Genomic DNA, 12,481 nt, shown 5'->3' with positions numbered 1-12,481 from the left:
CGAAGGTAGTGATGCACAGTAATAGTTTAATATTAAATCAACATAAATTTCCTAGGGAAAAGTATGGAATGTCCTAATTTTTAAAGCGCTTTTTTTATTAAGAATGGAAAAAATTATTACGGGAAACAGCCATTTAAATGTAAAAATTGTAGTCGTCAGTTTATTTAAAATTCTCAAGATCGGCAGATTTCACTCCTCTACTAAAGCCTTAATTGAGCGGCTGATTTTAGAAAAAAAATCTTGACCCGTAATTGCTAGAGCTACGGGGGTATCAATTCGATGGCTTCAGAATTATGTCAATAAAAAGTAGCCCGAAATTTTTCCAGAAATTTTGGTGATGAAAAAACCTTCATGTCAGTTGACTTGACAGCTAGATGAAATGTGGTCATTTGTCAAAAACCAGCGCAAAAAGCAATGGATCTGGATAGCTTTAGATCGAAAGACCCCTGAAAGTGTTGGACTTTATATTGGAGACCGCTCAAAAAAATCTGCGGAATAACTCTGGCAATCTTTACCTCCTGTCTATAGACAATGTACTGTTTGTTATACGGATTTTTGGGAATCTAGCTGAGGAATTGCTACCTTTTAAAAGACATCGACCTGTAGGTAAAGAATCGGGAAAAACCAGTTATATTGAAACACTTAATAATACTTTACGGCAGCTAATTTCTCGTTTGCTTCGTAAAACCTTGTCTTTATCAAAAAAACTGCTTTCACCATATTGGGGCAATTTTTAACTTTGTACATCACTATAATTCTTGCATGAGAAAACGAGCTCATTACTGTGCATGACTACCGTTTTTTTAGCTTAACCTAAAAGATTGCCCTTTTTTCTGTTTTGTTTGGGTTCAGATTCTACTCACTTTTTTGGCTTCTGTGCTGTGTTGCGTAAGCGTTGCTTGCCGTAGGCATCGCGCCCCTATTTGAAAACTGTCCTGAGTATGGTATTTTAAGAAATTGGTATTAGCGTAATCAATAGCTAATTTGTCTATCGCGTAAGTTCCACAACCAGTACCGCCACCTCTGAAGAAAAAAACACCCCCGCAGGGGTGCTGTTGCTTACCAGGTAATTTTTCTAGTCAACTTACTCAACTAAACCCTTCCTCATCCGCCGGGTCGCCGTAGGGGTCTTCGCTGGCGGGGCTCACGTTACCGAACATTCCAGCATCCGCTACGTAGTCAGCCGGGTCGCCGTAGGGGTCTTCGCTGGCCGGAGTCAGGTTGCCGTACTGTCCGTAGTCGGTCCCGGCGTAGTCAGCCGGGTCGCCGTAGGGATCTTCGCTGGCTGGAGTCACGTTGCCGTACTGTCCGTAGTCGGCAGGGTCGCCGTAGGGGTCTTCGCTGGCCGGACGCGCGTTGCCGTACTGTCCGTAGTCAGCGGGGTCGCCGTAGGGGTCTTCGCTGGCTGGAGTCACGTTGCCGTACTGTCCGGGATTTGAGGCATCTTCGTAATAGCCGTCAGGATCGACTTGCTCGCTGTCTGGCCCGACGATCGCATCTTTTAACTTCCGCAAAAATCCATCTACCATGATAAAGTTCCTCTTTTTTATGTATTGAAAAATGGCTGTTTTAGATGGGCAATCCCAGATTTAATTGAAAATCACGCCACCGGCAATCTAAAATCTCAACTGGTTAGGCTACTGTGCTGGAATAGGACTTGTAGCTTCCGGCACGCTAGTAAGGTCTCGACCGGTAGTTTGGTTGTTGTACCCCTGGAATTCGCGGTAACGCAATGCCTCGGACTCGGGAACTTTAATTCCTTCAGGCGGGGGCGTTACCCAGTGAGCGCGATTCTGGGCATCGCGGTAGTAAACGCGACCGTTTTTGGAAAGGTAATATTTTCCCTGGGGCCCCTTTTCTTGCTTGTTTTGGTGCTGGCGGTAGAGGTAGTAAAGCGCTGCTGCTCCTACTAAAGTAATCCCTACTTTTTGAGCATTGCTCAGTCCTTTTTTTGCTTGGGGCGTTGGACTGGGGCCGCGATTAGTTTGCACTCCTCCAGCGCGAGTGTCGTCAACAGGAGGCGGAGGAGCGGAACTTTGCTGGCTAGAACCGCAAGCACTCATAAACGGAAATGTCAGCAGCGTTGTCAGCAGCAGAGCCATGAAGCGCGATCTTTTGGGTTCGGATTTGATTGTGTTCATTGCCGCTCCGAATTGTCGGGATTATAGGTGGTGTGTTCTGGCGAGGTTGAGGAACCTGAGCTGCTGCCAACAGTTTTTAAAGTAAATTAATTGCTCGAAGCAATTTTGACAAAAGTAGTTGCTGAGAATTTAACAGCGCAGGTACGGTATTGCGTTTCTGTTTAATTATCCTCAATTTTTTAGAAGGCTTACTCATTCCAGGGATATAAATAAAGTTTCTTTTATTTCAGTCTGCAGGTATATGCAAATGCGCGCTTTCGGGTAACAATAAATTCCGTTTGTGGACTGCTCAAAGCAAAGTGAAGCCGACGGAGGGGGCGAGTCCGAAACTCAAAGCAGCACTGGCTAGGGAAAGGATGCGGGATTTAGAGCTGAAGGAAGAAAGAAGAAGGGCCTTCGACACTTTGACTGCCCTCAGTGCGCTGCGAAGCTGAGCGGGTAAAAAGGAGGAAGAAGGAAGAAGGAATAATAGCAAGGGTTTGAGCAATTAAGCACCTCCTAACCGTCTGGACGCTTGCTGCTATCTAAGTCCAGCGGTATTTAATTGTGCCGGACTGCTTGACTCAGATGCAGACAATTTTGTTTTGGAAATTCTGGAGAGGTCGATCGCACTATTGTAGAAATCTATTAACCGCGATAGAAAGCCCCCGAAGCTTTTTGGATATTTATGAAATTAAATAATTTATTTACCGCTGCATTGTCCATCGCAGGTGTATTTACTGCGGCCAAATATCTAACTTTTTCCAATCAACAAAACCAAGTCAAGGAATTGCTGCAAACCAAACAGTGTCCAGAATGCAATTTCAGCAATGCCAACCTAAAAGGATTAGACTTGCAAGGAGTCAATTTGCAGGGAGCAAACCTAGAAGGTGCTAACTTATCAGGAGCAAAATTGGCCAATGCCAACCTCAAAAATGCCAACTTAAATAGAGCCAACCTGACGGGAGCTGATTTGGGCTGTGCCGGCATTACTTTCAACCTTGAGGCTAATGAAAAAGAAGCCAATATGGATTTTAATGTCACCGCTATTCCCGAACAGAATAACCCAGAAAATGCAGTAGCAGGTTTCAATATGAAAGCAACGGAGCGAGGAGCGACAATGCGTTTTAACCTCATAGGATGCGCTGATTTATCAAATGCTAGCTTGCAGGAAGCTAAAATGCCAGATGGCAAAATTCATCCTTAATTGCAGCCCATAAAGCAATATGCTGTGTCATCATTTGTCAACTTCTTTTCATTCTCTCTGCTCTCTCTTTTCTCTTTCTCTGTGTCCTCTGTGGCCTCTGTGGTTCATTAAAAAAAAACCGCCGCCTGACTGACAGGCGGCGGTTTTTTTAAGCAACTAACAATCGCCTAAAATTAGTGAGCAGAACCGTTACCGTGATACTTGTCAGTATCGTAGAATCCGTTTTTTGTGCCGAAGAACAGACAGCAAACGGTGAAAACTGCTGTCAAGACTGCTAAAACTAACTTAACGTCCATAATTTACCTGCTGTGGTTGAGTGAGTGCAAATACTCAGATTGTAGAATCTTTTTGGCTGGCGCGGCCATCTACCAGCGTAGCGCCAGATTTGCTGGGCTGTACTCTGGTGCGGCAGTTTCCTGACGGCGAGACGATGCGGGGAATTATTGTCGAAACCGAAGCTTACGGCCCGGGAGATCCCGCTTGTCACGCTTACCGACAGCGCACTTCTCGCAATCAGGTGATGTTCGGGCCTCCGGGTATGAGCTACGTTTACTTAATCTACGGGATATATCACTGTTTTAACGTGGTGACGGATGCAGAGGGAGTTGCTAGTGCTGTGCTGGTTCGAGCTTTGCAGCTAGATGCGGTTCCCCAAGAATTCGCTGGAATTTCCGATAAGAAGCGATCGCGCCTCGCCGCCGGGCCTGGGAAACTGTGTAAGGTACTGGAGATCGATCGAACTTTAAGCGGTTTTCCTTTGGGTGCAGGCCAACCGCTGCGGTTGGAACACCGGAGCGAGCACTTTCAGCAAGCTGTGGAGGAGGGTACAATAAATTTTGTGCAAACTACGCGGATCGGGATTTCTCAAGGAATTGATTTGCCTTGGCGCTGGTATGTAGGGAACTCTACGGCTGTGTCACAACTCTAGTAATGTCAAAGGTATCAGTGTAAATTTTGTCGCTTATCTTAGTGAAATTATGGCTTACTCTTCTGAAAATCCGATCGTCCAACTCAAAAAATGCCTAAGCCTGGTTCAGGATGTTAACACTCACACCGAAGCCAACCGCGCCTTCGAGCAATTGTGCGGGATTATCGATGCTGAAAATCCAATGGCGGCGCAACTTTTGGAGATGCTTTGGGAAGAAGCAATTATGGCTAGGCGATCGGCTTTATTTTGGCAGCAAATGAGCGATGTTGAGAAAGATATGGCTAATAGAATGATGGAAAATATGACGCAGATGCGACAGAATTATTTGCGGTTGATGCAGGAAATGTAAGATTTTGGGAATGGGTAATTGCTAATTGGTAATTAGTAATTGCCCGGACTCTGCCCGGAAACGAGAAAAACGAGTAGCACAAGCAGATTTAACTGCGGCGAGACTTATCGTCCACCAGGCAATATGTGCGTATTGAGCGCAGTCGAACCAAGTCAAAGTAAAAATCAGATAAGCAATAGCAACAGCTTCAACACCGCGCAGAGACGACGAATTCAGCGCTAAACATATATAATATCCCCAAAGTGCAATGCCAGCAACCAGCCCGAAAATACCAACAGATAGGGTTGTATCCAGAATCCAATTGTGAGCTTTGTAAGTAGGGATTTCTCTTGTGCTGATTTCACCTTTTATGTTAATATAATCGTAGGTAAACTCGTCTAAATTTACAACTATCGGAGTTACTTGAGGATTTCTGATGTAGGGATAGGCAATGCCAAAACCGTCAAATCCCCATCCAAATAGCGGGTGTTTTTTGATGCCGCGGGCTGAGAGCGTCCACATCGGCGATCGGCTGGACATGATTTGGGCGATCGAAGGTTTGCTCCAATCTAGGGGTCTGCTGACAGTCATGATGCCAATAGCGATTATGGCGATCGGAACAATGCCTGCAAGGATTTTGTAATATTTCCCTCTGAGCAAATAGGCACTGGCAACCATCAGAGCTAAAATAGCACTTCGGGTAGATGTTAGCAGCAGCGCGGGAACAGTTAAAATTAAAGTAATTACAGTTAATTTAGTTGCGGTAAATCTCGAAAACCAACCGAAAATAGCAGTAATTATTATTAATGCTAAAACTATGGCTGCGTGACCTCTATGGGAATATAATCCGATGGGTTGCTGTCCTTGAAAAATGCTGCTGGCATTAACATCAGCTCTGATAATTTGCCCCATTGTGGCGGTGTAGTCGATCCGCCAGTCGATGATTTGGGGGAAGATACTAAGAGAAAGGATGATGCCGCCAATTAGCAGTCCTTGGAATTGGGAATTAATCAGTTGCGGCTGTACGGTTAAGAGCAAGCTGTTGCTGAGGGTGAAGGCGGCGATTAACAGCCAGTAGAGCCAGCCGTCTCCCATTTGGTCTTGACCGAAGAAAGAGGTTAAGGGGAAAGGACTTTGTAGAGTGGAGATAGCTCCGATTGAGAGAAATATTGTCCAAAGTATTAGGGAGATTTTCCATTGTCGGGGAATGGTTAGGGCTTTTCTTTGTTCCCACAAGAGGGCGAGATTGACTCCTACTATTAGCCAAATAATTAATACTTTGGGGGAAGTCCAGATGAGGCCCCGGCTGCTTCCTGCGGGGTTGATGAGGATGATGCTGAGAGTAAACAGAATGGTGTAGAGGGTTTTCATTACTCTTGGTTTTTCCGGTTTTTGAGTCTTTTAATTACAGGCAATACACCAAGAGCAAATAGCGTTCCTAATGCTGTAGTTGGTTCGGGAACGGCTTCTACCGAGAGTGTATCGTCCTCGGTATTTTTAGATGAGACTTTTGGAGTTTTTGCGGTGAGAGTATCGTCAATATACGATAGTTCTGGGTCTTCAAGTAAGTCGCTGCTGATTCCTGCTAAATCTACTGCATCAGAATTGTTATCCTCTGAAGATAGTTCTGGGTCTTCCAGTAAGTCGGCACTGATGCCTCCTATATCTGCGTTATTTTCATCGCTGTCTGCTGATGATAATTCTGGGTCTTCAAGTAAGTCGGCACTAAAGTCTGCCATGTCTGCATCTTCCATACTTAGGCGTGAGTTGTTAAGTGCAAAGTTCTCTGTTGAGTTCTTATCCAAGTCTTGACGATCAAAATTTGCACTTACAGTCTTAGTAGATGTTCCCGGTAGCACGCATCCACCACCACCACTACTGGGGATACAACGTTGTTGGTTTTCAAAGCCCCATCTAACCCCATTGTAAATTTCGACTTTCCTTTTCACGATGCTGGGATTTCCAGTATTTGGGGGACTAATTATCTCCTTAACTAGGTAAGTTTCGGCATAAAAGAAACGGTTGCGAAAAAAAACTGGATTCCATGCTACGTCACTAAAAAAGGTTGGGTCAGCGTTTCCATAGGTGTCATAGAATGGATCTCTTTGACCCCTATCATAGTTAATGTCTATTATGTCTCTGTCCACGCCCTCAAAATTATCTATGACTCGCTGAATCCAATGAATATTTTCACCCTGAGGATCGGAAGGTCTTGGGTTGTAATTTAAATTAAAACGCGCTCCTACTCCATTCTCTCTGACCCTTCCGTTAGCTCTGATCCCACAGTAACCATTAGGGAAGGGAAAAATAGGAGTACATACTCTGTATCGCTGGATATCGAAACTTCCTGTTATATCGCGACCGCGACTAAACTCCCAGTTAGGAAACTGACGGCTTAACAGCCTGAGTAATCCGTTTGTTCCTCCTCTTCGGATCGGCAGGACTCTCCCTTGAAAAATACCATAACGCCTTGGGTCTGAAATAGGCCAGGCATCTAAACTTACCCTGCCTTTTATAGTCCCAGTTCCATTCGGTAAAGGTATTGAATAAGAGCTTGAATAAATATAACTTCGTGTCGGTGGTTGTGTAACGGAGAATGCAAATCCTGAGTGACTTGGTAATGTGACTAGCAAAGTCGTTGCCAAAAAAAGTAAGGAAGGTTGTTGTGATTTCATTTCGATCGCTCCTTTGTGCATTAAGTTCTCGATTGAGAGTAAAAATTTTGCATTTAAACTAGATAACAATTTTGATTCAACTTTGAGTCAAAGTTAAACTAAATTTAACTCCACATAGGGCGCAAATATAAACCCCGTCCAGAGTTCTGTCATGAGTGTTATATTTTTTAGGGTGGGATGATATATTTCGATAGCTGTACTTTGATTGCGGTATGCGAAATGAATATAATATTTGCCAAGATTGAGTTTGCTAAAAAACCAAATACCGGCATCGGCAGCAGTAATTTGAAGGCACAATTGATTGCTCTTATCCCAAAATAGCGATCCTGGTGATAAAAATGAGATACTTTCCCCTGGCATAACTAATGGAAAATGTGATTCTTTAGGTGCGATTTCCATGCGGTAGAAAGGCCAAGTTTGTTCTCTATACCGATCGCGTTCTGCAAGCTGAGGTATTAAGCTATCAAATAAGTTAAAGCGGACAGGAGCTAGCGTATTGTTGGTAATGTTTATGCCAAACTCCATATAGATACGAGAATCGAGTTCAGAGTCGGATATTACTATTTGCTCTGCAACTACTGTTTCAAAACAAATACCATCAACTTCTACAGCATTTTTGTTAGTTGCTAGCGGTTCAACTAAGCGCAGATTGACAAATTGACTGGCTGGTTGTTCGGAATCGGCGACCTCTGTAGTTTCTACTTCAGAATTAGGTTGATTTGTATTAAAATTGATGCCAATGAATCGCAGCCGATATTGCTGGGCTTGAAGAGCTTCAAAACGCGAGACATTACCTGCGGGGATAAATTGTAGTTGAAGCCGATCGTGATTCCAGAAGAGTAGGGCTGTCACAGTTAAACTTGTGTATTTCTCCAAGCTCATTAAATATAAAATCCGCTCGGAATCTGCCGCCGAATTTCTGAATTTCAACCAATTTACTAAGTTGGCAAAGAAGCGAGTAAATGTCTCTACCCAATTTTGCTGCTGAGGTATATTAACAGGAGTAGGAGCTAACTCTGGTTCAAGGACTGATATCCTTGGTATTTCTTGACCGTCTGATGTCACAAGTTGGGGGACTACACTTTGATAAATGTGTAAGGGCAGAGCGCTCGAGCTATTGTTAGTAATGCCAAGACGAAAATCGACAGAAGTAATGAGACCCCAGTTACTGTTCGGGATGGGTAACACGATAATATCCGGTCCTTTGATGTCTATACAAATGCCATCAACTTCAATGGCATTATTGTTAGTGGGTTCTCTAGTTGTCATAATATTTACCTTGCGGAACCACGCTTTCAAAACTGATACCCTTATCTAGCCCTCTGGATTACCGAACAATCAGCGGAAAAACCAGAACCATACCGCCGCACCAATTATGATCGGCCAAAATAACTTCCCCCAACGGACACTCGAATCTCCAGGCTGCTTGACTAAAACATACGTGTAATATCCCAAGACTTGCCTGTATTCGTTCTGAAGCGCTGGAGAATTCGACCAATAATCCGAATTAGTCTGATAAGAAGGCAAGGAAGGATCTCGATAATTTTCCGGCGTATCTCGCAGTCTACCGGGTAGATAGCCGTAGCATAATTGCGATCGCCCACGCTCTGGTAAACTTGATTGAGAAGCAATTTCCTTCTTCGTCGCCGCCACAAACTCCCATCTTATATCCAAAATTGGATGCGGGCCAATGGTTCTCGAACAAGTAATACAAAACTGATTGCAATGCAGATTTTTGGGTTGACTGCAATGAAGATTGTTGCAGTAATGTTTTTCGCCGTAGTTCATAACGATGCCTTTGATTTCCCTGATTAATGAGTTAACAGACACACAACCACCTAAACCCTGAGTTGACTATTCTTGGTTTTTCCGGTTTTTGAGTCTTTTAATTACAGGCAATACGGCTAGGAGAAATTAATCATCACTAACCAACCGGACATGATATAATGTCCCAATACACGCTGACAATCATTCTTTTCCGGTGCAGAGCTCTGCCAAGAATAGGAAGATTTTGACAAATAATTGTCTGGCATACTCTGCCGTCTACTGGGCAGATAACCGTAAGTTAAATTCAGCTTTGAACGAGGCGGAAAGCGTTCTTGAAGAGCAAGTTCTTTCTGCGTCACCTGCACAAAACCCATACTTCAACTCAAAGGTTGGAAAGGCTTCTATTGTTTGATGGCAAGGGTGCATCTCACTTTGGCACATACATCAAATTGAAAGTTGACCGTTGAGATAAGCACAGCGAAGAGCAAGCATAGAGGAAACGTTCTCAATATTCCATTGCGCTCCCGATATTTTTACCCTTAATCCAATGCGTTTTATTGTTGATTCCACTGTTCCAGAACCAATCGAACTTATGGATTCTTCTTTGTAGTATTGGTAATTTACTATTCGGCAGCGATGGGTATCTAAATAATTGCAAAACGTTTTAAATGCTTGACCTTTAAAGTCTTTAAATAAATTTATAACTTCATCAACTTTGCCTTGCCATAACATATTTTCGGCTAATTTCAATCGTTTTATTGAACCCCCTACCTTGTAGAGATTTTCTTTCAGATGATACCAATCTAAGATTTCTTGTCTTTGTTCATTGTCTCCAATTTCTTTAAATATGTTCCAAATTCCGGCATGGCCATCTCCGAGGCAATACATAGGATGTAGTAATTTTTGGCTATTAGTCCAATCAATTAAATCTTGATTATTTTGAAAAAACGCTCCCGCATAAATATTATCTAAACACACGGCTTTATAGTCTTTCCAGTAACAGCTCTCGCCCTTGGTTGCGTTGCGTAGTCTGACTTTACCGCCATCCAATGTAATTTCTTTGACTCCTTGTTGAGATGTAGGCAATTCCAATTCTTGTCTTTTGACTAATCTTTGTAATGTACTGTGAGAAATTTTGATCCCAGTAAATTTTTCCAAATCTTTTTCTGCCATTTGATAAGATTCGTTAGCACTGATTAAAAGACAGCAATTTTCCATCAGGGGACTAAATTGACTGTAAGCTTTTAAGCCAAAATATTTTGCCTGATTATCTGTAATGTCGAGCGATCCGATTATTGATTTTATTTTTCGGGGTTTTCCTGTTTGAATTCCTGATACTGCTGAAAAAAAAAGCTACCTATTTCTGGACCAACCTCTGATAACATTTTCTGACGGACTGCTTTTTCTATACTTTCAAAAGTTTTTAACTCAGTTGGCTCTGTATTTCTGTAAAGAATTTTTGCTACCGCTTTTAAGTGGGCTTTTAGTTGTTGTTGGTCTGAGGGTGTCATTTTATTTACCTCATCTTTATTTGACGATTTTACTAGCTTTTTCATTTTAACTCTTTTTTGACACATTCGCAAAAGTGAGATGCACCCGATGGCAATCGATCTAAAACTCGTTACGTGCGAGCTTTTTTAGTTGAAGAGAGTGAGATTTGTCCCAGGAATGCTTTCCGCTGCGGTGTTTTTCCGAGAAGTTTATAACTATTCATTCGATTACCCTGATTAATGAATTGATAGCTAAGACTTGAACTGATTTACTAAAATTAGCATGACTCTTTGGATTAGGATACAGGGTTTATACGGAAGTTTTGGGAATTCACCTTGTATCCGAAACTTAGGCTCAACTAGAGATTTTTTTGTTAAAAAGAAGTTAACTTTACACAATCTTTATAAAAAAGATAAATTTCCGAGTTGCGGCGTTTCGGATCGGTTGTTGTCAAAAGCGTCAAGAGGACTGCTGGAACTGAAATTGGCACTCTGGCACACAAGCTAACTTTACAAAATCTTCACAAAAGAGAGAAGTTGGGCTCTCCTGACTTTATGGTGTATAATGTAACAAACAATACATTAATTATCATGAATTTTTATTTAGACTACATATTAGACTTGCCTAGAGTGAAGGTTGAAAGTTGTACTCAAATTGATGGAAAAATTATATTAGGACTGGGAATTGTAGAAGAAGGTATGGTTTGTCATCACTGCCAAAATTATACCGAACAGTTGCATCAGAATAGACCAATCTTAGTAAGAGATTTGCCAGTGTTTGGTCGTCCTGTGTATTTAAAAGTCCCGCGACGGCAGTTCTACTGTCCTAATTGCCAACGATATCCCACAGAAAAAATAGATTTTTTGGACATAAAAAGACGGCATACTCAACGATACGAACAAAATATTTATGAGCGCGTCAAACAATCGAGCATGGAGCAAATTGGGCGAGAAGAAGGACTGAGTTATCACGAAATAAAAGGAATATTTGACCAGGTAAACAAAAATCAAAAAAAAACAAATTGGAAGTTAAACGAATTTGTCTGGATGAGATAAGTATGCGGAAAAGTCAAGGAAATTTTGTGACTGTTGTCAGTGACATGGGCGAAGGTAATTTAATTGAAATGATTGATTCTCATCGCTCTGAAGAAATCATTGAAGTTCTTATGCAGCAAGCAATTGAGGTTCGAGAACAAGTTGAAGAAGTGAGTGTTGATATGTGGGGAGGATTTCCTAAAGTTATCAAAAAAGTATTTCCAAATGCCCAAATTATTATCGATCGTTTTCATGTAATGAAAGTAGTTAATAAAGACTTGAATAAATTACGTAGAGCCGCCGGAGTAACAGACAGGCAAAGTAAATATTTATTGTTAAGTAATCGAGTAAATTTGAATCTTCTTCAGATTGATAAATTAGAATTGATACTAGATAAATCAGAATGCTTGAGAATTGCTTATGAGATGAAAGAAAAATTTAGAGAAATATATGAGACTAATTTGACCGTCAAAGAAGGGCAGATAAAAATTAAAGAATGGCTAAATCATGCACAAGTATTTTTTAGAGAATCTGCATCAACAATTGAAAACCATTTTGAGGGTATTTGCAACTACTTTCTTAATCGCACAACAAGTGGAGTGATGGAAGGAATCAACAATCGAATTAAGTTGATAATGCGGCAAGGATATGGCTTTTCTAATTTTAATAATTTCAGAAATCGTGTATTAGCTTGCTTTTCTGATTAGATAAAATTATAACCAAAAGTTCAGGAGAGCCAGAAGTTGTGTCAATTTAACACTTATGTAACAAGACTTACGTATCGCACACAGACTAAAGAAACCGGGTTTTTTACCGAATCTGCGGGTTACAATCAAAGATTTCCGTAAAAAAACCCGGTTTCTGAGCCCCCATGCGTCCATGACTGTTGATATCAAATCCGGGTGCACTGAAATTATTTGTTTGTAAAACT

At 41.9% G+C, this 12,481-nt stretch carries 14 protein-coding genes and 1 pseudogene; 6 read left to right on the top strand and 9 right to left on the bottom strand.

Annotation, left to right across the window (positions count from 1 at the left end; genetic code table 11):
• Positions 1–96: 96 nt before the first annotated feature.
• Positions 97–792: pseudogene (locus OSC7112_RS36850) on the top strand (IS1 family transposase).
• Between the two features lie 296 nt (positions 793–1,088).
• On the opposite strand, the gene OSC7112_RS04050 reads toward OSC7112_RS36850, so the two are convergent.
• A complete protein-coding gene (locus OSC7112_RS04050; protein WP_015174708.1) occupies positions 1,089–1,529 on the bottom strand; it encodes a hypothetical protein in 441 nt (146 codons plus the stop codon).
• Positions 1,530–1,637: 108 nt separating this feature from the next.
• A complete protein-coding gene (locus OSC7112_RS04045; RefSeq protein WP_015174707.1) occupies positions 1,638–2,141 on the bottom strand; it encodes a hypothetical protein in 504 nt (167 codons plus the stop codon).
• Between the two features lie 667 nt (positions 2,142–2,808).
• On the opposite strand from OSC7112_RS04045, the gene OSC7112_RS04040 reads away from it, so the two are divergent.
• Positions 2,809–3,327: a pentapeptide repeat-containing protein gene (locus OSC7112_RS04040; protein WP_015174706.1), complete on the top strand. Its 519-nt coding sequence runs from the start codon at positions 2,809–2,811 to the stop codon at positions 3,325–3,327.
• Between the two features lie 173 nt (positions 3,328–3,500).
• On the opposite strand, the gene OSC7112_RS41605 is transcribed toward OSC7112_RS04040, so the two are convergent.
• Positions 3,501–3,623: a DUF8629 family protein gene (locus OSC7112_RS41605; RefSeq protein ID WP_006633228.1), complete on the bottom strand. Its 123-nt coding sequence runs from the start codon at positions 3,621–3,623 to the stop codon at positions 3,501–3,503.
• 20 nt (positions 3,624–3,643) lie between these two features.
• Here OSC7112_RS41605 and OSC7112_RS04030 point away from each other — a divergent pair, with 20 nt between their 5' ends.
• Positions 3,644–4,255 carry a DNA-3-methyladenine glycosylase gene (locus OSC7112_RS04030; RefSeq protein ID WP_015174705.1) on the top strand — a complete coding sequence of 204 codons (612 nt, stop codon included), beginning with the start codon at positions 3,644–3,646 and terminating at the stop codon, positions 4,253–4,255.
• A gap of 49 nt (positions 4,256–4,304) precedes the next feature.
• On the top strand, positions 4,305–4,604 hold the full coding sequence (locus tag OSC7112_RS04025) for a hypothetical protein (RefSeq protein ID WP_015174704.1): 300 nt from the start codon (positions 4,305–4,307) through the stop codon (positions 4,602–4,604).
• 21 nt (positions 4,605–4,625) lie between these two features.
• Here the strand turns inward: OSC7112_RS04025 and OSC7112_RS04020 are convergent, their stop codons facing one another.
• From OSC7112_RS04020 to OSC7112_RS04000, 6 genes are all read right to left on the bottom strand, one after another.
• On the bottom strand, positions 4,626–5,954 hold the full coding sequence (locus tag OSC7112_RS04020; protein WP_015174703.1) for an O-antigen ligase family protein: 1,329 nt from the start codon (positions 5,952–5,954) through the stop codon (positions 4,626–4,628).
• Positions 5,954–7,327, bottom strand: coding sequence for a hypothetical protein (locus tag OSC7112_RS04015; RefSeq protein WP_150111487.1), 1,374 nt, complete (start codon positions 7,325–7,327; stop codon positions 5,954–5,956). Before OSC7112_RS04015 ends, OSC7112_RS04020 begins: the two co-directional genes overlap by 1 nt.
• A 24-nt stretch (positions 7,328–7,351) precedes the next feature.
• On the bottom strand, positions 7,352–8,527 hold the full coding sequence (locus OSC7112_RS04010; protein ID WP_015174701.1) for a hypothetical protein: 1,176 nt from the start codon (positions 8,525–8,527) through the stop codon (positions 7,352–7,354).
• Positions 8,528–8,596: 69 nt separating this feature from the next.
• Positions 8,597–9,046 carry a hypothetical protein gene (locus tag OSC7112_RS37785; RefSeq protein ID WP_015174700.1) on the bottom strand — a complete coding sequence of 150 codons (450 nt, stop codon included), beginning with the start codon at positions 9,044–9,046 and terminating at the stop codon, positions 8,597–8,599.
• A 116-nt stretch (positions 9,047–9,162) separates the two neighbouring features.
• On the bottom strand, positions 9,163–9,399 hold the full coding sequence (locus OSC7112_RS04005) for a hypothetical protein (protein ID WP_015174699.1): 237 nt from the start codon (positions 9,397–9,399) through the stop codon (positions 9,163–9,165).
• A 70-nt stretch (positions 9,400–9,469) separates the two neighbouring features.
• A protein-coding gene (locus OSC7112_RS04000; protein WP_150111641.1) for an ISKra4 family transposase occupies positions 9,470–10,536 on the bottom strand; the annotation gives its coding sequence in 2 pieces (ribosomal slippage) (positions 9,470–10,368 and positions 10,368–10,536; 1,068 coding nt in all).
• 570 nt (positions 10,537–11,106) lie between these two features.
• Here OSC7112_RS04000 and OSC7112_RS40690 point away from each other — a divergent pair.
• Complete coding sequence (locus tag OSC7112_RS40690) at positions 11,107–11,571, top strand: transposase family protein (RefSeq protein ID WP_223300754.1); 465 nt, start codon at positions 11,107–11,109, stop codon at positions 11,569–11,571.
• A complete protein-coding gene (locus OSC7112_RS40685; protein WP_223300753.1) occupies positions 11,538–12,257 on the top strand; it encodes an ISL3 family transposase in 720 nt (239 codons plus the stop codon). The genes OSC7112_RS40690 and OSC7112_RS40685 overlap by 34 nt, the downstream gene beginning before the upstream one ends.
• Positions 12,258–12,481 lie beyond the last annotated feature (224 nt).

The sequence above is a fragment of the Oscillatoria nigro-viridis PCC 7112 genome (assembly GCF_000317475.1).
In the GTDB taxonomy this organism is placed as follows: Bacteria; Cyanobacteriota; Cyanobacteriia; order Cyanobacteriales; family Microcoleaceae; genus Microcoleus; species Microcoleus nigroviridis.
The sequence above is the reverse complement of the archived record's forward strand: the minus strand, read 5'-3'. Positions and strand labels throughout refer to the sequence as shown.